The following is a 23,587-nucleotide window of genomic DNA, read 5'->3' as shown; positions in this document are numbered from 1 at the left end:
TTTTCCTATCAATTCGCCCAAAAAATCTGGATCGCCCAGATTGCATATGCAAATACAGCAATAATCACTGCTGAAGTCAGCACCAAACGCAAGCCCGAAGCTGAAGGACCCATTTGACGAGTAGTCACATAATCTGTGAATACCTGCCACATGCCGATCCAAGCGTGTGCGACAAGAGATAAGACTGCCAACAAAGACATAATCTTCATTGGTAATGTCATCATAAAGCCAAACCATTGTTCATAGTTAAATCCGCCATTCAGAAGGATCCAACCCAATACCACAACAGTATAAACAGCTAATACAACAGCACTTACGCGTTGGATATACCAATCGCGAGAACCTGAACCCGTTAAACCTGTAGCACTTTTCATTAGAGAACAATCCATACAAATGATGCGACAATCGAAATCGCAGCCAAGATCAATGAAATAGTAGCTGCCACACGACCACTTTGCAGTTCTTCAGCAAAACCAAGGTCAGCAAGTAAATGCTTAATACCCATAATAAAATGGAAAAGTAAGCCGGCTACAAATACCCATACGATAAAGCGCACAATGAAGCCACTAAAGATTGCCTGAACTTCAGCAAAACCCTCAGCAGAAGACAATGATTTGTCTAAAAGCCACAAAAGTACCGGTACAAGTAAAAATACGATGACACCAGAGAGACGGTGTAGAATTGATGCAATAGCCACAGGGGATTTTAAGTTTACTTCTAAAACTTGACCCATGGACAAATTGACAGGTCTGTTGCTTTTCACAGCGGGCATCCTGTAAGTAAAAACTCCATCCGGAGTTTGTTGGAATTAATTCGAAGGAAAGCTAGCATTTTTAGGCAATTACTCTATCCAGTAACACCTAAACTTAAAACGACACTGAATTATAAAACGTGAACTATCAAAATACAAACAGTCACATTTAGCTTTTCCATAAAAAAGCATCAAATAAGAATCATTAACATAAAATCCCCAATGCAAGCAGACAAAATACATCTAAGAAAACAGAGCTATATGTTTGGTTTTTATTAAATAAAATTAAATTTTATTTATCGTTTTTAGCTTTGAGAATTAAATTTATTTATTTAGACTAAAGATGAACAAAGAATCATTATATTTTACAACAATCTTAGCTGTATTTATATCATTTATAACAATTTTCATTTCCATTAGAAATATATAGTATTTATAATAATTATATCAATCCAACTTCATGAAATGAAATAACCACTTAGTCTGTGCATAACTTCTTTATATGGCAAAATCATGCTGATTTTTTCTGCAAAATTATGGTTTATTTTATCCAATTTGGACAAATAACCGGCATTTCAGCACATATTTGGCAGCTATTTTTTAACCAAACAAACTTAATTTCACTTTTCATTTATCGCTTTTAATTATGACTAAAAAATCAGCAAAAAATACAATAAAAAGATGTAAGTTACGAAAATTATAATAATTTAAAATATTAGGCTTGACGTAAATTCGGAACCTATCAGAGTTTTTAGGAATTAAAAATTGCCTACAATTCCCACAACATGCATATTTTTTTCTGCAACTTATTTTCATTTGACTTATTATACAGCGTCGATACTGATATTTTCCTCATGGCTACTGGATTTTTTTGATCCAACCCCGGTGAGGGCGTCGCTTTATCCATAAGTATAATTGACAAAATTTCAGTACTCACTAATCTTATAGCAAATTTTTGACCCGTCTGATTCGCGCATTAAAAGATTAGTACTACGAGTCAGATAAAACATTCACCAGGACAGGAGATCTATTGAATGTCTGCAGCAACTGGCAAAAAAGCCGTTTTACAGCTTGATGGCAAAGAAATTGAATTACCAATTTACAGCGGCACATTGGGCCCAGATGTAATCGACGTTAAAGATGTGTTGGCCGCAGGTCACTTTACTTTTGATCCTGGTTTTATGGCAACAGCTGCATGTGAATCTAAAATCACATTCATCGATGGTAACAAAGGTGTTCTTCTACACCGCGGTTACCCAATCGACCAGCTTGCAACTAAAGCAGACTATTTAGAAACTTGCTACTTATTGTTAAACGGCGAACTTCCAACAGCTGAACAAAAAGTAGAATTTGATGCTAAAGTTCGTAACCACACTATGGTTCACGACCAAGTTAGCCGTTTCTTCAATGGTTTCCGTCGTGATGCTCACCCGATGGCAATTATGGTTGGTGTAGTTGGTGCGCTTTCTGCGTTCTATCACAACAACTTGGACATCGAAGATGTTAACCACCGTGAAATTACTGCAATCCGCTTGATTGCTAAAGTTCCTACGCTAGCAGCTTGGAGCTACAAATATACAGTTGGTCAACCATTCGTTTACCCACGTAATGACTTGAGCTACGCTGAAAACTTCTTGTACATGATGTTTGCTACTCCTGCAGACAAAGACTACAAAGTTAACCCAATTCTTGCTAAAGCAATGGATCGTATCTTCACGCTTCATGCTGACCACGAACAAAACGCATCTACTTCTACAGTACGTTTAGCCGGTTCTACTGGTGCTAACCCTTACGCATGTATCGCTGCGGGTATCTCTGCACTTTGGGGTCCTGCTCACGGTGGTGCGAACGAAGCCGTTCTTAAGATGCTTGATGAAATCGGCACTGTAGAAAACGTTGCGGGCTTCATGGAAAAAGTGAAGACTAAAGAAGTTAAACTTATGGGCTTCGGTCACCGAGTTTATAAAAACTTCGATCCACGCGCGAAAGTAATGAAAGAAACTTGTGATGAAGTTCTTGGTGCGCTTGGTATCAACGATCCACAACTTGCTCTTGCAATGGAACTTGAACGCATTGCGTTGTCTGATGAATACTTCATCAAACGTAACTTATACCCTAACGTAGACTTCTATTCAGGTATCATCCTTAAAGCGATTGGTATTCCGACTGAAATGTTTACTGTAATCTTCGCTCTTGCACGTACAGTTGGCTGGATCAGCCACTGGTTAGAAATGCACAGCGGCCCTTACAAAATCGGTCGTCCACGTCAGCTTTACACTGGTGAAGTTCAACGTGACATCCAAGGTCGTTAATTCTTTAAGAATTAATGATTTAAAAAAACCGCCCTTCCGGGCGGTTTTTTTACGTCTTTCAATCAAGCCTCTACTCCATGCAATAAAATTTTACTCAACCCGAATCCTGTTTAAGCCAATGTTTGCATAATACGAACCACTGGCTTGTTTTTATAACAGAGTTGATAGACACATAACGATGCATAAACTCCAGATAAATACCCATCAATGCCTCTCGCTTTACTCGTCACCAAATGATTTTTTCTTTTAACAAGCTAAATAAAGTCTCTATTTTATTAGGCTGCTTTAAGTGATATTCACCTGATGTAGAGAGTCGCGTGGATTTCATAACTGATTCATGATTAAGTATAGCACAGCCAAAGAACCATCCCATTGAGCTTTTGCCGCGGGTTGCAATCACTGCTATAGATTTATGCCGTTGAATCCGCTGATTTTTTGCAACAGTTAGTATAGTTGAATCAATCCATAAATAATGACTTTAACAATCTTTCATCCAGGAAAAATGTAAAGCATGCAGCGCCAATTAATGAGCTCTGATGAAATGAACCATCCGCTGCTAACATGGTAAATATCGAAAGAGTTGACCTTGATTTTGCTTTAATAAAAAAGAAGAAGGCTTTGAAATTATTGAAATAAGAGCATTTATACCAAATGGCAATCAACACGATTTCTGAAAGTTTCAATTAAGTAGACAATATTCTCAAACGCTTATTGCTATATTTTAAAAATTCCCAATAGCTTGCTTCAAATTTCTGAAAAAAGCCATCGAACATGGTCACTAAAGACGTAGGTTATGTGGTAACCCCCTCATGGTTTTTAGTCGCCTTTTTTTCAAGTCTATTTCTTATGCACGATTCAGATTTTCTTAAATTAAACAATATATTTTCAGGCTTAGCTATACTTTTATATAAATATCAAAGGAAAAAATCCCTAAATGGATTTTTTCCAGATTTAAACTCCTCAGTAAATTCATTTTGAATTGATCTTTAAATTCTATTGTTAAACTTGTATCTAACTTCTTATCCATCACGGGTAATAATAATTCAAATTTTCTTCAGCATCGTTACAATATCAAATCAAAGAATTGAACAAATTTCCCTTCCTTGACATTTACTCTCGCCTTACTTTGTGAATAGAATTTACCCTACAAACAGTAAAATGAAACTTTATGTTCCAAAAATTTAGGTTCTGGTTATGGTTCAAACTTTATTTAATGTTTGATATTCATAACTTTCGTTTTCGGCAGTTGACCACGGGTGAGATAAATCTTGCACGGCAAGTTTTCGATAATTTAATCAATTACAATGAAGTTCAAATATTGAATATCAAATATCTTCCCTGGCAACCCATAAATATGTATATGGCTCCCAATGGCAACATTTTTATGAATAACGAAAATTTTTGTGAAGATTTCTCTCGGCGATCTAAACAAATGCAAGGTCTGTTCATACATGAGATGACCCACATTTATCAATATCAGTCCAATATCAATGTTCTGTTACACGGCGCTATACTGCAGTCCAAATATTTTTTGAGTTTTAAAAAATATAATCCTTATAAATACCACTTTATTGCGGGCAAACCGTTTCATACATACAACATTGAACAACAAGGAGAGATTGCCCGGGACATATTCTTTAAAAATATCCCCAACATTATCTTAAATAATGAACACCTCATACAGTAATTCTTGCAGGTTCAATTTTTAACTTAATTCTTGGAATGAATAAATTTCAATAATGTCTCATAATTTTCCATCCGATCATCTTTTTTAATTTTTAATAGTTCGATTTCATCGTTCAAGTCCCTCTTTTCAGTATTGTCGAGATCATTCTGCTGAACAGAATCTGGTGAATTTTCCAGGTGAGCAAACTTAAAGCTGTTTATAAAACGGGTAGCGATTCATAAGTAGACTTGAAGTGAATGGCATACTTTTTGGTAACTGATGTTTAGACAACAGTGTGTATAACTTTTAACTACAACTGCCTCTCAAACCATAACATGGTAAGTGCTTGTGCACGCGTAGACAAAATGTAGAATTCCACCTCAAATATTTGATTTAAAACATTTAATAGAAATTGCATCTAGCAGGTTATCTCATCCAATCACCACAATCCATTTGCAATATGTCTATTTTCGCATCCCTGCTGTATTTTTTTGTCTAAATTCAGATTTTTTTTTGTTTTTTTCTCTATAAACGATGCAATTCGTATATAGTATCGAATTGCTAATTATTGATTAATACTTCTATTTTATTTGTCGTCACGTACACAGCATTGAACGCATAATCATAATAAATCTAAGTCTGTGTATACATCCCTATAGGTAATAGGATTAAGTTGGAATGAAAAGTTTTAAAATTGCCCTTGCACAATTCTCTCCGCATATTGGCAATATCGAAGCAAACACTCAAAAGATGCTTGAACAGATAAATGAAGCCAAAAAACAAAAAGCTGATTTAATTCTCTTCCCGGAGCTTTCAACTGTAGGCTACCCTGCAGAAGATCTATTACTCCGTCCTAGCTTGGCAAAACGCACACAAAAAGCTTTTGAGCTGCTCAGTCAAGTCAAAGACATTGTGATGGTTTTTGGTTTTGTCAATCAGAGTGAAGAGGGTCACCGCTACAACTCTGCAGCCGTAATGAAAGATGGACAAGTACTAGGTGTTTACAACAAACAAAACTTGCCAAACTACAGTGTATTTGATGAAAAACGTTATTTCAGCGAAGGACATCAACACCTTGTTTTTGAATATTTAGGTCATAAGTTTGGTGTGCTGATTTGCGAAGATATCTGGTCACTGAGTACCGTGCATCAGTTATCTCAACTGAATGTTGAAACAGCTTTGGTCTTAAATGCTTCACCTTATGAAGTAGGTAAACCGCAACATCGTGTCACCACCATGAGTCAACTGGCTAAACAGTTGAATATTAATCTGGTCTATACCAACCAGATTGGTGGTCAAGATGACCTGATTTTTGATGGCACCAGCTTTGTGATCAATAAAGATGGCAATATTGCTTTACAGGCAGCCAGCTTTAAAGAAGATCTTTATTACGCCGAATATGAAGCCGAACAAAAAGCCTATAAAGTCGGAACAGTAACACCTGCTTTAGATACCTTGGCTGAAATCTATCAAGGTCTGGTTTTAGCAACTCGTGATTATGTTCAGCGTTCTGGTTTTCCTGGCGTAATTCTTGGTTTATCGGGTGGCATTGACTCGGCATTAACATTGGCAATCGCGGTTGATGCGATTGGTGCAGATAAAGTTCAGGCCGTGATGATGCCTTATACCTACACCGCGCAAATCAGTGTAGAAGATGCCGCTGCACAGGCCAAAAACATGGGTGTAACTTTCGGTATTGCTGAAATCAATCCAATCGTAAACAGCTTCATGCAAACCCTGTATCCATTCTTTGGTAACAGCCCTGCAGATGCCACTGAAGAAAATCTGCAAGCCCGTGCTCGTGGTACCTTACTGATGGGCTTGTCGAACAAGTTTGGTAATCTGGTTTTATCTACCGGCAACAAGTCTGAACTTTCTGTAGGTTACTGCACCCTGTATGGCGATATGGTTGGCGGTTATGCGGTGCTGAAAGACGTGTATAAAACCATTGTGTTTGAACTGGCGAAATACCGTAACAGCATTTCAGAGACTCCGGTCATTCCAGAGCGTGTCATTACTCGCCCACCTTCTGCAGAACTGCGTCCAGACCAGAAAGACCAAGACTCTTTACCTGCCTATGAAGTACTGGATGCCATTCTTTATTCTTATATTGAAGAAGATATGAGTCAGGATGACATTATTGCCAAAGGCTTTGATAAAGCAGTGGTGGAAAAAGTCATTCGCCTGGTAGATCGTAATGAATATAAACGTCGTCAAGGTGCGATTGGTCCGCGTATCAGCTCACGCGCATTTACCCGTGAACGTCGTTATCCAATTATGAATGGATGGGCACCAGGTGTCTAAGCAGGACCAGGCCCAACAGTTTGCTCAAGCGCTTATGCTTGAGCAAACCCGCTTTATAAAAAAACAATTATTAGTAGAACAACATAATCCTTATATCGAAAAATTTGTTCATCATATTTATATTTCTTCAGATCAGATTGCTTTAAAACAAATTATTCAACTTGAATCGCTACAAGAGGTGGTTCAAAAATATGCCTTTGAATTGAATCTAGGTGCTGAAATTTTAGAGTTCATCGGGGTTGTTTCTCAAAGAATTCATCAGCTGGCAATGAACAGCCAGACTCAAATCAACGCGCTGCTGTCTGATGAAACTTTTGAATTATGGATGTACAAGATTCTCGAACTGGATCAGTTGCGTCACTACATCCATGATAATTTGCAGCACAATCAGCAAGTCGAACATGTCAGTTTACAGTTAGCGAACCAGATTCTTGAAAGTAATACGCCTTGGCTGGATCATCTACGCAAGCTCAATACCCATCAACAAGGTTTGGGTTCTAAGATACTCAGTTTTATTCAAGACCAGCAACAGACTATTGAACTCAAGCTGGAGCAGCAACTTGCTCACGCTCTGGTCAAACAACTTGCAAACCTGTTTTTACTGCCGAATGAAGAGCTGGCAGACATCAGCCTGCATTTATGGGAAGATATTAAACAAAGAACCTTGCGGGAAACTTTTTCCCAATTCCAGCCCATAGACTTTGAAGAGTTCTTTATTCTGGTCTATGAAACCTGGCGACAGTTAAGACAAACAGAATACCTGCAACAGGTGGTTTTGGATGTGGTGGCTGGCTTTTATGACTATTTCGCCAACTACAGCTTACAGGAACTGTTACAATCTGTCGGACTAGATGAAGAAGACTTACATCAGGAAGCCCACCGTTTTATGCCCTACTCTCTTCAAGCCCTAGAACAACAAGGATTGCTAGACGGGATTATTCAGGCGCTGATTTCACCTTTTTATGCCAGCGAAACTACTCATCAATTCATTGAGCAATATCTTCAAGAAAAGTTTTAATTTCTTATACAGGCTCTATTGGCATTTTATTAATGGATGGTTAACAGACCTTTTTCTGCTTCTGAGAATCGACCTGACTTTTTTGAACCATAAAAAAAGAGACCATGCTGAGAGCATGGTCTATAAAAATGGTGGCTATGACGGGACTTGAACCTGTGACCCCCGCATTATGAGTGCGGTGCTCTAACCAACTGAGCTACATAGCCATAAACTGTGTGCGCATTATCTAGATTTCAACAACTAGCGTCAAGCCCTTTATTTTTCGAGTGTTCAGAGTTTGAGCGTTTTATTTTTTTTCAGTTAATATTTAAACAAAACAGCGATTTATTACAGCTATTTCCTACTTAAACCTTAAAATTAAAGCACTGAAATATTGAAATAAAATGCATCTCAAATTCATCGCCATCAGCTTAATTCCCCTAATGAGTGGCTCCTCTGGCAGTTAATTTCACCCATATTCGTCGATTACAATGGAGTCTGTATGGATGTGGTGATGGATCAACAATCAACAGCTTTTGACCATGTAGCAAAAGCGCACCCCCGGCACAACGCAGTCAAGCACAGAAAAAGCTCTATCGTATTGAGCAAATTACGCAAGATCAGAAATTAGCAGTTGCTACGCAAAACCAGATTGCTTTGCACTATGCACAGTTTCATCTTACTAAAAATAAAATCGATCAATTGCAACAGATCGTGTTTGGAAAAGATAAAAAGCCAAAAATTCTGGAAAATATAAGCAAAAATTTCCTAAAGTAAAACTCAATGCCATTCAATGTGAATAATGATTTTTTAAGATAAATTTTAGACATAAAAAAAGACCACGCTTTTATAAACGTGGTCTATGAAAATGGTGGCTATGACGGGACTTGAACCTGTGACCCCCGCATTATGAGTGCGGTGCTCTAACCAACTGAGCTACATAGCCAAAACTGTGCGCGTATTATCTATTTCAGGGAACTTCATGTCAAGAAATATCACGCAATAATTGTAAAAAAATTGGTGAAGTGAGCCGATAAGCCGGGTTCTGTCGTGAACGATCATTCCTCTAGGCGTACAATCACTCGTACGCTCAAGCGACCTACCCGAATCCAGCACGGGCCGTGCCTGAAGGATTCCTATTTGGTCTTGCTTCTGGTGGGGTTTACCTTGCCGTGAACTGTTACCAGACACGCGGTGCGCTCTTACCGCACCCTTTCACCCTTACCATCTCTCTTGGTCTCCCCGAAGGAAAATTGCAAAGATGGCGGTCTACTCTCTGCTGCACTTGCCGTCGGCTTTCACCGCCCAGGCGTTACCTGGCACCCTGCCCTACGAAGCCCGGACTTTCCTCCCCTGCTTCAATCACGGAGATCTCCACAGCAGCGATCGTCTGGCTCACTTCGGGGCGTATGCTAACAAATTTCAGCACTAATTACTGGTGCTTTTTTGTGCAATCAGCTTTTTATATTTTTCCATCAGGTCATCTTGTGATTCCACATGCTGGGGATCATGCGGAATACAGTCGACCGGACAGAACAATTGACACTGCGGTTGATCAAAATGCCCAACGCATTCGGTACATAAATCCGGGTGAATTTCATAAATGATTTCACCCATGAATATCGCCTCATTCGGGCACACCGGCTCACAGACATCACAATTGATGCATTCATCGGTAATATATAAAGACACGTTACCAACCTTGCTGTTGTTTCCGCTTAAAGGCTTCTACCACAGCTTGCGGTACAAACTGCGCGACATCACCATTTAAGCGTGCTATTTCACGTACTAAAGTAGATGAAATAAAAGAATATTGCTCTGAAGGGGTTAGAAATACCGCCTCAAAACTTGCATCCAGGCGACGGTTCATGTTGGCCAGTTGAAATTCATACTCAAAGTCAGATACGGCGCGTAATCCACGCAGAACTGCTGTTGCTTTCTGTTCACGGAAAAAATTGACCAACAGACCATCAAAGCCGACAAATTCTACATTAGGCAAATGACTGAGCGATTTTTTTGCTAGTTCCACTCGCTCTTCCAAACTAAAGACTGGATTTTTGTGATGACCAATGGCAATAGCAACCACAACTTCATCAAACATTTTCGCTGCACGTGACACCAAATCGATATGTCCATTGGTAATTGGATCGAAAGTGCCTGGATAAATGACGCGAGATTTAGTCATCCATTTTTACTCTAGTTTTTAGTAGAGCCCTATTTTAACAAAAACTTCTTTTTTTAGTGAACAATCTCCTTACTTTTGAAAAAACTTCACCTCAGAGCGAGTTTGAGGCAAAATAGAACTAATCTTGGAATATGCGTATTATGTCGAAATCAATCGTAGTTAAAAAAAATACTGGTGGCACTATTGCGCAGAACAAGCGTGCTCGCCATGATTATTTTATTGAAGATAAATTCGAAGCCGGGTTGTCTTTACAAGGCTGGGAAGTCAAGTCCTTGCGTGCCGGGCGGATGACCATTACCGAAAGTTATATTCTGTTCAAGAACAATGAAGCGTTTTTATTTGGTGCACAAATCCAGCCCCTGTTATCTGCTTCAACGCATGTGGTGCCTGAAGCAACCCGCACACGCAAATTGCTGCTTTCACGCCGCGAAATTGAAAAACTTTTAGGTGCAGTGAATCAGAAAGGTTATGCCTGCGTACCTTTGGCCTGCTACTGGAAAGGTCCATTAGCCAAACTGGAAATTGCCCTGGTGAAAGGGAAACAGTTACACGATAAACGTGCGACTGAAAAAGACCGGGACTGGCAGCGTGACAAGGCCCGGATTTTCCACAAATAATTTTCACCTGAATAAAAAAAACCTCCAGCTGGAGGTTTTTAAATTTCTGAAAAAATCTGAACTTACTTGAATCTGTTTGCTAACAATGCCAGATATTCACCAAACCAGATAGCCGTATCCAGGTCACCTTGCGGTGGTGTCACCTCTACCGGGGCATTATCCGATTGGGTCATCAATCCCAAAAAGCCCGACATCCGGTTCAGGTCCTGCGAACCACGCCCAGTCGGCATCAGCGGCAAACCTGCCCACAGCATGCCGTGCTGCATGGCAAACAGATTGATCTGCTGCAATACTGCCAGTTTATCACCACTCAATCCACCGCCATTGGTAAAACCTGCTGCAATTTTGCCTTGCCAGGTCCGTGCCAGCCAGCGTTTGGATGACTGCTCCATAAATAGCTTCAAGGCTGAAGTAATACTGCCCATATAGGTCGGACAACCGAATATAATGGCATCAGCCTGATCCAAAACATCCCAATCCACATGCTCGATATTCATGCAATGTACCTGAATACCGGTTTGCTTGGCCCCTTGAGCAATGAAAGAAGCGACCTTTGCAGTATGTCCATAGGGGCTGTGATAAACGATAGCAAGAGATTTCGTGGATAAAGGCATATCAATAAAAGCAGTAAGTTTTAATCAACAAGTTTAACAGTTTCAAATCATAAACACGAATGTTGCCATACGACCGGTTTTGGCTTCACGGCGATAGGAAAAATATTCTTCTGCTTGTGTATATGAACATTGGTCACCGCCCAGCACAATTTCAACCCCATTTTGCTTTAAGATAAATCGTGCAATCGCATATAAGTCAGCATAAAATTTATCTGCTTTTTCACCCGCTTTAAAAGCAGCTTCCAGTTCAGGGTATTTAGAGCAGAAAGCCTGTTTGACTTCTGCTCCAATTTCAAAACAGGGCTGACTAATCGCAGCGCCCAACCATGCCCAAGTTGGCTGGGTTTGCATGGCAGCAATGGTATTTTCCACAATACCATGGGCCAAGCCTCGCCAGCCGGCATGCAAATTCGCTATCTCCGTTCCATCTGCATTGCCGAGCACCACAGGCAAACAATCCGCAGTCATCATCATTAAGGCATGTGCTTTACGCTGGGTCACCACTCCATCCCCTTCCAGGGCCTGAAAAGGGATTTCTTCATTGATGGTATGACAAATGGTGCTATGGGTTTGCGTCATCCAGGTCACTTTATCGACCCCGAATTCAGTAAACTCCGCCAGTAAAGCCATACGATGCTGCTGTACACGCTTTGCATCATCCCCCACATGCAAGGCCAGGTTAAATCCTGCCAGTTCAGGTTGAGCTGAAGGCTGAATTTTTTCATGATGCACTCGCGTCTGCCCAACACATACACCTTCCGGAAGCCCTTGAACAAATTGCATGTCTATTTCCTTGTGCTTTTCCTTATGATTCACCAGCCATAAAACCACTTAGTAGGCTTTATTTTCACTGCGCAATACCTCAATCAACTGCGCAAAGTCATCTGCCCATGGTGCCTCAAACATCATTTCTTCACCACTGCGTGGATGAATCAGTCCAAGTTTGGTTGCATGCAAGGCCTGACGTTTAAAGCCGCGCAAAGTATCGGCCAGTAATTCTGAAGCACCTGCCGGTACACGGACACGGCTCATATACACCGAATCACCAACCAGACCAAAGCCCAGATAACTAAAATGCACACGAATCTGATGGGTACGGCCGGTTTCCAGACGTGCCTGCACACGGGTGAAATGCTGAAAGCGTTCTTTCACATTGTAATGGGTCACTGCATCTCGACCACCCGGCAACACGGCCATTTTTACTCGATCGACCGGATGGCGCTTAATTGGCTCATCAATCGTACCACCGGCAATAATGTTACCGTACACCACCAGATCATAGAGACGATATACCGATTTCTTCGCCAATTGCTTGCTTAAAGAAAACTGGGCTTCAAGATTTTTCGCCACCACCAGCAAACCGCTAGTGTCTTTATCAATACGGTGTACCAGACCGGCACGAGCCAGTTCGGCAGATTTTGGATAATGATAAAGCAAGGCGTTCACCAGTGTACCGCTCGTATTTCCCGCACCCGGATGAACCACCATACCAACCGGTTTGTTAATGACAATAATATCGTCATCTTCATACACCACATTGAGGGGAATATTTTCCGGCAGGCTTTTGGTTTGAACTTCCAGCTCGACATCCAGCGTGAGCAGCTCATTGCCTTCACATTTATACTTAGGTTTGACAGTGTTACCATTTACCAACAAATGGCCATCTTTCAGCCACTGCTTCAATTTTTCACGAGAAAAATCGCTCCAAACTAACGCTGCAACCTGATCGATACGTTGCCCTAAATAACTTTCATCCAATTGAAATTGCAACGATAAACGTGTTGCAGTTGAGTCTGAAGTATGGTTATCTGCATCCTCAGAATCTTCAAGTAAATTGAAATCAGTTTCAGGGACATTAGAATTAGAAGATTGTGCTTGACTCATTTGCTCATTCAGACAAAAGTGGTTTAATAGTGCAATTGTAGCTCATTGCCCGTATTAACAGAGGAATTTTTATGTCGTTACCACGTTATAAAATGACAATGCTTGCTTTATCTTTAGGCGTTGCGTCGGCAATAGTGGGCTGTAGCAGTAATCCAAAGAAAGAAGTGGTAGACACAGGACCACAATCTAGCGAACAAGTTTATATTCAAAAAGCTGAAAAAGCCCTTGAACGTGGTCAATATACCGATGCGGCCAAACATCTTGAAGCAATCGATACCTATTATCCAACAGGTGACTATGCCCAACAGGCACAGCTGGAATTGTTATATGTTAAATTTCAACAAAAAGATTATGAAGGCGCAGTTGCCCTGGCTGAGCGTTTTATCCGTTTAAACCCGCAACATCCCAATGTGGACTATGCCTACTATGTTCGTGGTGTCGCGAACATGGAACAAAACTATGATGGCCTATTACGTTATACCTCATTAAAACAGTCACACCGTGATGTCAGCTATTTAAAAGTGGCTTATCAGAATTTTGTCGATTTCATCCGCCGTTTCCCATCAAGTACTTATGCTGTCGATGCGGCACAGCGTATGAAGTTCATTGGCACGGAGCTGGCTGAAAGTGAAATGAACGCGGCGCGCTTTAATATTAAGCGTAAAGCATGGCTTGCTGCTGTTGAACGTTCACAATGGGTAGTCGAACATTATCCACAAACCCCGCAAGTTCCTGAAGCTTTAGCCACCATGGCTTACGGGTATGACAAATTGGGCGATCAGCAGACTTCACAGCAGTACATTGAAGTGTTAAAGCTGAATTATCCGCATCTGGTCAAAGCTGATGGTAGCGTGAATATGCGTGCTGCACATGGTGAAGGCAGCTGGTTTAACCGCGCCACTTTAGGTATTTTTGGTCGCGAAGCGCAAAGCTCGACCGAAGCAGAGCAACAGCAAAATGCAGCGCAGAGTGAAAAACGCAGTTTCACTAATCGCATCAGTTTTGGCTTGCTAGACCGTCCTAAAACTGAAAGCAGCATTCCTGCCGCACCAGAGCAACAGCCTCAACAAGAAACACCAACCGAGGCGCCAGCATCAGAATAAGCTTGGCTTATCGGTCGCATTTTTATGAAGGGCAAGTTATCATACTTGCCCTTTTGTCATTTCAATGCATCATATTGATCATTTTGCGCAAAAGGTATACAAATTAACTTTTAACCGATGCCGCAATTTTAATATGCGGAAATTCTGACAGCTTATTTGTCAGCCATTTAGATAAATTATCACCCGATTGCATACCTATGGCTATTCCTCAACACACGATTGATCAAATCCTGGATCGCACCGATATTGTCGATCTGATTGGTCAGCGCGTGAAACTCAAGAAAACTGGTCGCACCTATTCAGGTTGCTGCCCTTTTCATCAGGAAAAATCGCCATCTTTCCATGTCTATCGCGACAAGCAATATTTCCATTGTTTTGGCTGTCAGGCCAACGGTAATGCCATCCGCTTTTTAATGGATATTGACGGTCGTAACTTTATTGATGTGATGAAGGATCTATCGAGCCGTACAGGGATTGAACTGCCGAAAGACAATAACGACAGCAATAAAATCAAATATAAACGTGAATCCATAAAACCTGCTGCAGCAACACAGCTGCAAGAACAACCGAAAAACACCATCGATCAAACACCGAATGCAGCGTCTGTAGCACATTTTGATCCTTTTGCAGAATTTCAGGCGCAAGAAACCGAATACCATGATGATCCATTTGCATCTTTTGAACAGATGCCAATGGAAGAAACAGTACAAGACGGCAACCTGTTTGATCTACTGGAAAACATTGCCCAGTATTACCAACGCCAGTTACCGCAAAGTACCAGTGCCCAGCAATATTTCAAGCAACGTGGCTTAAGTGCAGAGACCATTGACTATTGGCGTTTAGGCTATGCGCCAGAAGACTGGCAACATCTGGAAAAAGCTTTTCCACAGGATATTGAAGGCTTAAAATTACTGGGGCTGATCCGTACCAGTGACAATGGACGCGATTTTGACCTGCTGCGTGACCGGGTGATTTTCCCGATCCGGGATGCTAAAGGTCGCGTGGTCGGTTTTGGTGGTCGTGCCTTGAATGACGAAATCAAACCCAAGTACATCAACTCGCCGGACTCGGAAGTGTTTCATAAAAACCAGTTGCTGTATGGTTTATATGAAGGCCGCAAACAGAAAGCCCAAGACTGGCTAATGGTTGAAGGTTATATGGATGTCATTGCCTTGCAGCAATATGGCATTTCTGGGGCTGTGGCGACCTTGGGAACAGCGAGTAATACCGAACACCTGAATATTTTATTCAAACAAAACAACCGTATTACCATTGCTTTCGATGGTGATGCTGCCGGACAAAAAGCCGCCCGCCGTACACTCGAAATTGCCCTGCCGCTACTCAATGATGGCCGTGAACTCAAGTTTTTTGTGTTACCCAATGATCACGACCCGGATTCACTGATTCGCCGTGAAGGTATTGAAAACTTTCACCGCCTGTTACAGCAAGCGCCGTTACTCTCCGATTTTGTCTTTGCTCTTTTAACCCAGAATCATGATGTGACCAAGCCGGAAGGCAAAAGCCAGGTCATGGGCGAATTACGTCAACTGACCGAACTGTTGCCAAAACAGGGGTCGTACCGTTATTTATTGCAGCAGTTCTTTAGAGAAAAACTGGGCTTTAACCGCAAATGGCAACCTCAGGTCAACAATGATGCATCCTTAAGCTTTAGCACCAAGATTGATGCAGAAGAATATGTCATTGCGATTTTAATGAATCACCCCTATCTGTATATTCATTTTGAACCGCTACGCGCCTTGATTTCACACGATCAACTGCTGTTTAAAATTCTTGATATCTTCAATATCATTTTTGATGATTTACCTGATGATACCGAGCTGTCACAGTATTATGTCTTAGGTGCCTGTGCGCCTTATCACCATGATCTGCAAAATATTTTGCTACACGCCAATATCAGTGATTACACATCTTCACCTGAGCAGGCCGACAAACTGGCAGAAGATTTTTCCATCAAACTGCAATATCAATGTTTGCAACAAAAACTCAAATCTAAAAAGTTCACCAGCATTGCCGAAATGCGCAACCTGAAACAGAAAATTTACGAGATTGATAAAAAGCGCTCGCTGACCCTGCTGGAAGACTAAGCGAGCGGCTATAATTTAGTATTTATGATTTATGCTTGATATTACGCCGTTTAGCAAATACATCTTCTAATTGATCACGCATCGATTCAAAACAAGCCGGATCTTCAGCCTTGGCTGCCTGTCGCAACAAGATTGAAGTCGGATGCAGTAGTTTTTGTGTCAGGCGATACGATAATTCCTGCAAAATCTGCTCAGGATTGTCACCACTAGCCAGACGTGACATTGCCAAAGCCAGTTCTTCTTGCCTGAGTACTTCACCCTGTTCACGATAAGCTTGAATGGTACTGCCAGCTTTTTTGATTTTTTGCTGGGTCAGCATTTCTGTAGCTAACTGATTGACCATTACCTCGGCTTCAACCGCAGCCTGGCGACGTTGGGCAAGATTGTCATCAATCACACTTTGCAGGTCGTCCACTCCATACAAATAAACGCCATCCAGAGATTCCACTTTGGGATCAATATCGCGCGGAACGGCCAAATCGACCAACAGCATTTGTTGATAACGGCGTTTTTTCAACGCTGTTTTAACATCTTGATATGAAATAACCTGATGCAGACTTCCGGTACAGCTTGAAATGACATCTGCACGGTGTAAATTTGCAGCCAAATCAGAGAATTCAATAATTTCCACGTCAACGCGATGTGCAATTTCTTGTGCCAAACTTTCTGCACGCGCACGGGTACGGTTGCAAATCAGGACTTTCCCCACTCCCATTTCCGCTAAATGCTTCGCCACCAAGCTGTTCATTTCCCCTGCAGCTACCACCATCACGGTCAGTTTTTCAGGTTTGCTAAACACCTGCAGGGCCAGCTGGGCAACGGCATAACCCATCGAAACAGCATGACTCCCCACTGCTGTTTCCGAGCGCACACGTTTGGCTGCATAAAAAGCATATTCAAAAATTCGGTTTAAATCCGGCGAAACAGTATGTGCATCTTTAGCCAGAGACAATGCTGATTTCACCTGCCCCAAAATTTGCGGTTCACCTAGCATCAGCGAATCCAGACCACTGGCTACCCGCATTAAATGGGTCACTGCCTGCGCATTTTCGTAACGATATACATGATTAAACAATTGTTTAACATCTAAGTCATTTGCTTCGGCGAGCCAATTCATTACCATGTCCGCATTTTCAGACATGGCATAAACTTCGGTGCGGTTACATGTAGAGACCACCACCATATCATTCAGGTCATGGTTTTGGCTTTGCAGGGCAAGCAGGTGCATTAATTTTTCAGGATTAAATGCAATCTGCTCACGCAGCTCTACAGAGGCGGTTTGATGGTTGACACCCAATGCAAAGAAAGACATATCAGATCATCATTTCGCTAAATTTATGCTATTGTGCAGTATTGGTGTCATAAAAAGCATTACTTGGATCAAGAAAAATTGCGTCAAACAAATAGCCGGATAAACGGCGCGACAATTAAGCAATATTCTACCACATTCTTACTTGTGGGTAGCATGGCTTACAGTGCTCATATTAGAGCATCTGGAGAAATTTATCATGCCAATTCAAACTATAATGCCATAAAACAAAGCATGATTGCTGAATTTGCACTGACCTATCATGACATTCCCACAGCATTACACAACTACACTGTGCTTGCAATTAAAAGCAATTCCACTACGGTTAAACAGCGCGCCTTAAATGTTGCGATTGAACAGAATGATCTAAAAGCAGCCCTGGATATTGCAACCCATTGGGTGGTGCAAGAACCGACCGATGTGCCGGCTTTATTTTATCTTTCACATATTGCCTTAAAAGCCCATGAATATGAACTGGCTGCAGAAACGCTGGACAAAATTTTAAATATTGACCCCAATGCAGACCTGGAAAAAATTCTGGCCGGGATTGCCCCTGAAGACCCTGAAGATCGGGATTTTCTGATTGATGCTTTACGTAAAAGTAAAGAACGGGATAATCCTTCCGTACTGGTACTGATTGCAGGCTTGGAAGCACAAAACGGGCAACTGGAGCAGGCCCTGATCACCATTAGTCGTGCATTAAAAAAGCGTGCCAATGTGACCGGCTTTATTTTAATGAAGGCCAATTTACTCAGTGCCTTGGGGGATGATGAAGCAACCCTAAAATGGTACGACAAAGCCAGCCGCAAACATAAAAACAATATCGAAGTTCGCTTAGCGGAAATTAAATATCTGATTAAATTAAATAAGTCAGAAGAAGCTCTCAATAAACTTGAAGCCCTGTTAAAAAAATGGCCCCATGAAGAAGAAGCATTGTTTATTGCCGGTTTAACCAGTATTGACTTAGAACAGTATGAAAAAGCTGAAAAATATTTAGTTGAGCTGCGATATTCCACGCAATATCAAAATGAGGCCTATTATTATCTAGCAGTCAATGCCGAGCGTAAACAACATTTTGAAACTGCAAAAGCCTATTACCGTCTGGTGGATGGTAGCCTCTACACAGTTTCGCGCCGCAACATGATTAATATTTTTTCCGCCCAGAACCAGCCCACCGATGCCCTGCGCTTCCTGACTCAGGAACGGGTCAATTATCCGCAATATGCCAGTTTCCTGTACCAGGCTCAGGCTGATATTTTAAAACGAATGGACAATAAAAAAGCAGCCATGCGCCTGCTGGATGAAGCCATTAAAAACGTCCCGGATGACCCGGAACTAATTTACTCCGAAGTGTTATTACTTGATGCTTTTCAAGACAAAGATAAACTGGATAAATTATTGAAAAAATTACTGGAAATAGAACCCAATAGCCCGACTTACCTCAATGCCTATGCCTATACGCTTGCCCTGCAAAACCGGCGTTTAGATGAAGCCCGCAAGTATGTTGAACATGCTCTGGAATTTGCTCCGGAACAGGCCTCTATTTTAGATACTTTAGGCTATATCACTTATTTACAAAATGACTTTAAAACTTCAGCTCAAGTATTAGAGCAAGCCTACCAATTAAGTCAAAATGTGAAAATTGGTGTACGTTATGCCAAATCTTTATACATGCAAGGTGAGCTGACAAAATTTAGTAAAGTGTTACAACAATTACAAAAAAATCATCCGAATGATCCGCAATTAGAGCAATTGAAATCGTTACTGTTACCGCAACAAATGAAAAAGAGTTAACTATCTGTATGCACATTTTTTCAAAATTCAGTTTAAGCCTGATTGCAGCAAGCACGCTAATCCTGAGCGGTTGCCAACAATACACCCAGCCTCAAGCACCGAATGTTGCTCAAATTCCAGAAGCTGCGAAGAATTTTAATCTGCAAGGTAAAATTGGGGTAAGAACTCCGGGACAATCTGGCAGTGCCTTTTTTACCTGGGTACAACAGCAGGATGCATTCGACATCGAATTAAGCGGAATTTTGGGCGTGGGTAAAACCCAGATTTCCGGCCAACCGGGTAATGTCACCCTCAATAGTGCAAAAACCGGGTTGATTACAGCGGATACTCCGGAAGAGTTACTTGAGCGTGCCACAGGCTGGCAAGCCCCCATTACCCATTTAGTCGATTGGGTTCAGGCTAAACCGGCAACCATGCTGGCAAAAATCAGTAAAGATGAGCAAAACCGCCCCATCCAGTTCTTGGAAGATGGCTGGATAGTAGATCTCAGTTATAACGAGCAAGCCCAGTTACCGAACAAGCTAGTTTTAAAACATGTACTTGAATCCGGTCAGGAAAACCGTATTACAATGCTCATTCAAAACCGTTAAGCCTATTCAAAAGTTTAAAATTCTATGATTCGTGTTCCCGCTCCTGCCAAGCTTAATCTTTTTTTGCATATCACCGGCCGTCGTGACGACGGCTACCATGAATTGCAAAGCATTTTTCAGCTCATTGACCTGTATGACTGGCTGGAATTTAGCCAACCAGCAACTCCTGAAATTAGTATTGATGGACTAAACAGCGTTGATTTGGAACAGAACCTAATTTTCAAGGCAACACAGATTTTAAAGCCGTATGCAAAAGCATATTCAGGCTTAAATATCCGCATTGAAAAAAATATTCCTATGGGTGCTGGACTTGGTGGGGGGTCATCCAATGCGGCCACCACCCTCATTGTGGTCAATCAGTTATGGCAATGTGGCTTAAGTATTGAGCAGTTGGCCGAACTGGGACTCAAGTTAGGTGCCGATGTTCCAGTTTTTGTCCATGGGCGGAATGCTTGGGCGGAAGGTATTGGTGAACACTTAACATTCATAGACTTAGATCAAAAACAATACATTGTGTTAAAACCTGATTGTTTTATCAGCACTCAATTGCTTTTTTCACAAAAAACGTTGACAAGAGACACGAAGCCTACTAAATTTTGCGCCTATCAGTTAAAGCCATTTAACTTTGGAAATAACTTTGAGCCTTTGGCAAGAAGCTTCTATCCTGAGGTAAATGAAGCGATGCAGTATTTAGACCAGTTCGGTATTGCAAAACTTACAGGTACAGGTGCTTGTGTTTTTACTGAAGTAACCGCCGACATGAATATTGATGAGATTTTAGCTCATTCACCTTGTAAAGCTTACTTGGTCAATAGTTTAAATGAATCACCATTACGTCATTTCAAGGTTATATGATAGGGGCGTCGCCAAGTGGTAAGGCACCGGGTTTTGATCTCGGCATCCGTTGGTTCGAATCCAGCCGCCCCTGCCATCATATTCATCTGTAGATTACTGTATTAGGGGCGTCGCCAAGTGGTAAGGCACCGGGTTTTGATCTCGGCATCCGTTGGTTCGAATCCAGCCGCCCCTGCCATCATATTCATCTGTAGATTACTGTATTAGGGGCGTCGCCAAGTGGTAAGGCACCGGGTTTTGATCTCGGCATCCGTTGGTTCGAATCCAGCCGCCCCTGCCATTTTCTCAAAAAAGACAGAACAGAATTTGCATGTTCATTTGTTAATTCACCTTGACACAGAACAGCAAAAATATTAAAGTTCTGCCGCATTAGGGGCGTCGCCAAGTGGTAAGGCACCGGGTTTTGATCTCGGCATCCGTTGGTTCGAATCCAGCCGCCCCTGCCATCTACTTTCAAACATTCCAACCGCCAAGGGTGCTTCATGCCCAATCTTGTCGTTTTTAGTGGAACTGCACATCCACAATTCGCCCAAAAAGTCGTAAGCCATCTGCACATCCCTTTAGGTGCAGCATCTGTAGGTCAATTTTCTGACGGTGAAATCGCTGTCGAAATTACTGAAAATGTTCGTGGTAAAGACGTATTCCTAGTACAACCTACTTGTGCCCCAACAAATGACAACCTGATGGAAGTCCTTGTTATGGCTGATGCTTTGCGTCGTGCAAGTGCAGGTCGTATTACTGCTGTCATCCCTTACTTCGGATATGCTCGTCAAGACCGTCGTCCTCGTTCAAGCCGTGTGCCAATCACTGCAAAAGTTGTCGCAGACATGCTGACAACTGTCGGTATTGACCGCGTTGTAATGATCGACCTTCATGCTGACCAGATTCAAGGTTTCTTCGATATCCCTGTAGACAACATCTACGGTACTCCAGCATTACTTGCTGATCTTCGTCAACAGCAACACCATAACCTTATGGTTGTTTCTCCAGACGTGGGCGGTGTAGTTCGTGCACGTGCTGTAGCGAAACAAATGGGTGATATCGATCTTGCAATCATCGATAAACGTCGTCAAAAAGCCAATGAATCACAAGTGATGCATTTGATTGGTGATGTGAAAGATCGTGACTGCGTGATCGTGGATGATATGGTTGATACAGCAGGTACCTTGTGTAAAGCTGCTGATGCACTGAAACAGTTTGGTGCTCGCCGTGTAGTTGCCTATGCAACTCACCCAGTACTTTCTGGTAAAGCAATTGAGAACTTGAAAAACTCTGTAATCGACGAGCTCGTTGTTACAGATACCATTCCTCTTTCTCAAGAAGCTCAAGAACTTGGTAAGATTCGCCAAGTTTCAGTCGCCAGCATGGTTGCTGAAACAATTCGTCGTATTAACAACGAAGAATCTATTAGCGCAATGTTTGATTCTTATCTATAATATAGCGCTAAATTTTCAAAACCCTGCCTTTGGCAGGGTTTTCTATCGCTGAGCTGGTCGAAAACTCAGCTTAATTAAACTTAAATTAGGAATGTCTATCATGGCAAACTTCGTATTAAACGCAGCAGCACGTGAAGAAGCAGTACAAGGGAAAGGTTCGAGCCGCCGCCTTCGTCTTCAAAGCAAAGTACCAGCAATCATCTACGGTGGTGCTGCTGAACCTGTAGCGGTTACTTTAGAACTTCGTGAACTTGTTAAAGCACTTGAAGACAACGCTTTCTTTGAAGAAGTTGTTGAAATCAAAGTTGGTGACAAAGTTGAAAGCGTTAAAATCCAAGCTTTACAACGTCACCCAGCTAAAAACACTCCAATGCACGCTGACTTTAAACGCGCATAAGTGTTAACGGTGTAAATTAGTGTCAAAACTTTCGCTAATTGTTGGTTTGGGCAATCCTGGTAAGGAATATGCCCAAACTCGCCATAATGCAGGCTTCTGGTTCGTTGAACGCCTTGCAGAACAATATGGCATCTCTCTCAAAGCCGATCCTAAATTCCACGGAATCAGTGGTCGAGGTAACATCGAAGGTCAAGACGTTCGTCTGCTGTTACCCACAACCTTTATGAATGCCTCTGGCAAAAGTGTTGTACCCTTCGCCAAATTCTATCAAGTTGCTCCTGAAACCATGCTAATCGCACATGATGAACTGGATATGAATCCCGGTGTCATTCGCCTGAAAACAGGTGGTGGGCATGGTGGGCATAACGGTTTACGTGATATCGTTCCGCATACAGGTCCCAATTTCCATCGCTTACGTATCGGTATCGGTCACCCAGGTTCCAAAGAACGCGTATCAGGTCATGTCCTGAGCAAAGCTCCAAGCAGCGAACAAGGTTTAATGGATGATGCCATTGCACATGCTTTATCTCGCATTAAATTGCTGGTAAACGGTGACATTCAGACAGCCATGAATCAAATTAACGCGTATAAACCGAACTGATCATTCTACAAATAATTGAATTTTCCTTCTTGCCATGTTGCTTTTTTCGGAGCAAAATGCGCTTTCT

21 protein-coding genes, 6 tRNA genes, 1 other RNA gene and 1 pseudogene are annotated in these 23,587 nt (G+C 41.7%); 17 read left to right on the top strand and 12 right to left on the bottom strand.

From position 1 onward, the window contains the following. Nucleotides 1-8: 8 nt before the first annotated feature. Both sdhD and sdhC read right to left on the bottom strand, forming a co-directional pair. Entirely contained in the window at nt 9-374 is a 366-nt protein-coding gene (gene sdhD, locus JFY49_RS04325; protein WP_180042367.1) for a succinate dehydrogenase, hydrophobic membrane anchor protein, read from the bottom strand. Then, a complete protein-coding gene (sdhC, locus tag JFY49_RS04320; protein ID WP_131273317.1) occupies nt 374-772 on the bottom strand; it encodes a succinate dehydrogenase, cytochrome b556 subunit in 399 nt (132 codons plus the stop codon). The genes sdhD and sdhC overlap by 1 nt, the downstream gene beginning before the upstream one ends. A gap of 1,013 nt (nt 773-1,785) precedes the next feature. On the opposite strand from sdhC, the gene gltA reads away from it, so the two are divergent. Then, complete coding sequence (gene gltA / locus JFY49_RS04315; RefSeq protein WP_086196825.1) at nt 1,786-3,063, top strand: citrate synthase; 1,278 nt, start codon at nt 1,786-1,788, stop codon at nt 3,061-3,063. Between the two features lie 110 nt (nt 3,064-3,173). Here gltA and JFY49_RS04310 read toward each other — a convergent pair. After that, nucleotides 3,174-3,836 (bottom strand): annotated as a pseudogene (locus JFY49_RS04310) (transposase). A gap of 395 nt (nt 3,837-4,231) precedes the next feature. Here JFY49_RS04310 and JFY49_RS04305 point away from each other — a divergent pair. From JFY49_RS04305 to JFY49_RS04295, 3 genes are all read left to right on the top strand, one after another. Further along, nucleotides 4,232-4,750: a hypothetical protein gene (locus tag JFY49_RS04305; RefSeq protein ID WP_200223994.1), complete on the top strand. Its 519-nt coding sequence runs from the start codon at nt 4,232-4,234 to the stop codon at nt 4,748-4,750. A gap of 657 nt (nt 4,751-5,407) precedes the next feature. After that, nucleotides 5,408-7,033, top strand: a complete 1,626-nt coding sequence (locus JFY49_RS04300; protein ID WP_200223993.1) for an NAD+ synthase — start codon at nt 5,408-5,410, stop codon at nt 7,031-7,033. Further along, nucleotides 7,026-8,051 (top strand): hypothetical protein, encoded by a 1,026-nt coding sequence (locus tag JFY49_RS04295; protein WP_227609536.1) that lies wholly within the window; start codon nt 7,026-7,028, stop codon nt 8,049-8,051. Before JFY49_RS04300 ends, JFY49_RS04295 begins: the two co-directional genes overlap by 8 nt. A 129-nt stretch (nt 8,052-8,180) precedes the next feature. On the opposite strand, the gene JFY49_RS04290 is transcribed toward JFY49_RS04295, so the two are convergent. The 5 genes from JFY49_RS04290 to coaD all read right to left on the bottom strand — a co-directional run bounded on the left by JFY49_RS04290 (nt 8,181) and on the right by coaD (nt 10,215). Continuing rightward, nucleotides 8,181-8,257 (bottom strand) — tRNA-Met (locus tag JFY49_RS04290). A gap of 642 nt (nt 8,258-8,899) precedes the next feature. Next, nucleotides 8,900-8,976 (bottom strand) — tRNA-Met (locus JFY49_RS04285). A gap of 72 nt (nt 8,977-9,048) precedes the next feature. Beyond that, an RNA gene (rnpB, locus tag JFY49_RS04280) (RNase P RNA component class A) lies at nt 9,049-9,432 on the bottom strand. 26 nt (nt 9,433-9,458) lie between these two features. Beyond that, the gene (locus tag JFY49_RS04275; protein ID WP_200223990.1) at nt 9,459-9,722 is read right to left on the bottom strand and encodes a YfhL family 4Fe-4S dicluster ferredoxin; all 264 of its coding nucleotides are present in this window, start codon (nt 9,720-9,722) and stop codon (nt 9,459-9,461) included. Nucleotide 9,723: 1 nt separating this feature from the next. Next, on the bottom strand, nt 9,724-10,215 hold the full coding sequence (gene coaD, locus JFY49_RS04270; protein WP_086196830.1) for a pantetheine-phosphate adenylyltransferase: 492 nt from the start codon (nt 10,213-10,215) through the stop codon (nt 9,724-9,726). 140 nt (nt 10,216-10,355) lie between these two features. Here coaD and smpB point away from each other — a divergent pair, with 140 nt between their 5' ends. Continuing rightward, nucleotides 10,356-10,832, top strand: a complete 477-nt coding sequence (gene smpB / locus JFY49_RS04265; protein WP_086196831.1) for an SsrA-binding protein SmpB — start codon at nt 10,356-10,358, stop codon at nt 10,830-10,832. 62 nt (nt 10,833-10,894) lie between these two features. On the opposite strand, the gene JFY49_RS04260 is transcribed toward smpB, so the two are convergent. Genes JFY49_RS04260 through rluD form a run of 3 tightly spaced genes read right to left on the bottom strand, consistent with a single transcriptional unit; the run spans nt 10,895 to nt 13,330 of the window. After that, nucleotides 10,895-11,446: a flavodoxin family protein gene (locus tag JFY49_RS04260; RefSeq protein ID WP_180080675.1), complete on the bottom strand. Its 552-nt coding sequence runs from the start codon at nt 11,444-11,446 to the stop codon at nt 10,895-10,897. Nucleotides 11,447-11,488: 42 nt separating this feature from the next. Next, nucleotides 11,489-12,229, bottom strand: a complete 741-nt coding sequence (gene pgeF / locus JFY49_RS04255; protein ID WP_200223985.1) for a peptidoglycan editing factor PgeF — start codon at nt 12,227-12,229, stop codon at nt 11,489-11,491. Between the two features lie 48 nt (nt 12,230-12,277). Then, on the bottom strand, nt 12,278-13,330 hold the full coding sequence (gene rluD / locus JFY49_RS04250) for a 23S rRNA pseudouridine(1911/1915/1917) synthase RluD (protein WP_180080671.1): 1,053 nt from the start codon (nt 13,328-13,330) through the stop codon (nt 12,278-12,280). 71 nt (nt 13,331-13,401) lie between these two features. Here rluD and JFY49_RS04245 point away from each other — a divergent pair, with 71 nt between their 5' ends. Both JFY49_RS04245 and JFY49_RS04240 read left to right on the top strand, forming a co-directional pair. Beyond that, nucleotides 13,402-14,433 carry an outer membrane protein assembly factor BamD gene (locus JFY49_RS04245; protein WP_200223982.1) on the top strand — a complete coding sequence of 344 codons (1,032 nt, stop codon included), beginning with the start codon at nt 13,402-13,404 and terminating at the stop codon, nt 14,431-14,433. Between the two features lie 197 nt (nt 14,434-14,630). After that, nucleotides 14,631-16,538, top strand: a complete 1,908-nt coding sequence (locus JFY49_RS04240) for a DNA primase (protein ID WP_200223979.1) — start codon at nt 14,631-14,633, stop codon at nt 16,536-16,538. A gap of 22 nt (nt 16,539-16,560) precedes the next feature. Here the strand turns inward: JFY49_RS04240 and hemA are convergent, their stop codons facing one another. Further along, nucleotides 16,561-17,850 carry a glutamyl-tRNA reductase gene (hemA, locus tag JFY49_RS04235; RefSeq protein ID WP_200223977.1) on the bottom strand — a complete coding sequence of 430 codons (1,290 nt, stop codon included), beginning with the start codon at nt 17,848-17,850 and terminating at the stop codon, nt 16,561-16,563. 78 nt (nt 17,851-17,928) lie between these two features. Between hemA and JFY49_RS04230 the strand changes: the two genes are divergently transcribed. From JFY49_RS04230 to pth, 10 genes are all read left to right on the top strand, one after another. Then, nucleotides 17,929-19,641: a tetratricopeptide repeat protein gene (locus JFY49_RS04230; RefSeq protein ID WP_200223974.1), complete on the top strand. Its 1,713-nt coding sequence runs from the start codon at nt 17,929-17,931 to the stop codon at nt 19,639-19,641. 8 nt (nt 19,642-19,649) lie between these two features. Beyond that, on the top strand, nt 19,650-20,231 hold the full coding sequence (lolB, locus tag JFY49_RS04225) for a lipoprotein insertase outer membrane protein LolB (protein ID WP_200223972.1): 582 nt from the start codon (nt 19,650-19,652) through the stop codon (nt 20,229-20,231). 24 nt (nt 20,232-20,255) lie between these two features. Next, nucleotides 20,256-21,086 carry a 4-(cytidine 5'-diphospho)-2-C-methyl-D-erythritol kinase gene (gene ispE, locus JFY49_RS04220; RefSeq protein WP_200223969.1) on the top strand — a complete coding sequence of 277 codons (831 nt, stop codon included), beginning with the start codon at nt 20,256-20,258 and terminating at the stop codon, nt 21,084-21,086. Between the two features lies 1 nt (nt 21,087). Continuing rightward, nucleotides 21,088-21,162, top strand: a tRNA-Gln gene (locus tag JFY49_RS04215). A gap of 27 nt (nt 21,163-21,189) precedes the next feature. Beyond that, nucleotides 21,190-21,264: transfer RNA gene (locus tag JFY49_RS04210), tRNA-Gln, on the top strand. A 27-nt stretch (nt 21,265-21,291) separates the two neighbouring features. Then, a tRNA-Gln gene (locus JFY49_RS04205) sits at nt 21,292-21,366 on the top strand. A gap of 91 nt (nt 21,367-21,457) precedes the next feature. Then, nucleotides 21,458-21,532, top strand: a tRNA-Gln gene (locus JFY49_RS04200). 36 nt (nt 21,533-21,568) lie between these two features. After that, nucleotides 21,569-22,522, top strand: coding sequence for a ribose-phosphate pyrophosphokinase (locus JFY49_RS04195; protein ID WP_086196840.1), 954 nt, complete (start codon nt 21,569-21,571; stop codon nt 22,520-22,522). 100 nt (nt 22,523-22,622) lie between these two features. Continuing rightward, complete coding sequence (rplY, locus tag JFY49_RS04190; RefSeq protein WP_086196841.1) at nt 22,623-22,919, top strand: 50S ribosomal protein L25; 297 nt, start codon at nt 22,623-22,625, stop codon at nt 22,917-22,919. A 19-nt stretch (nt 22,920-22,938) separates the two neighbouring features. Continuing rightward, nucleotides 22,939-23,520, top strand: a complete 582-nt coding sequence (gene pth, locus JFY49_RS04185) for an aminoacyl-tRNA hydrolase (RefSeq protein ID WP_200223966.1) — start codon at nt 22,939-22,941, stop codon at nt 23,518-23,520. Nucleotides 23,521-23,587 lie beyond the last annotated feature (67 nt).

The sequence above is a fragment of the Acinetobacter sp. CS-2 genome (assembly GCF_016599715.1).
Lineage (GTDB): Bacteria > Pseudomonadota > Gammaproteobacteria > Pseudomonadales > Moraxellaceae > Acinetobacter.
This window is presented reverse-complemented; position numbering and strand designations above follow the sequence as displayed.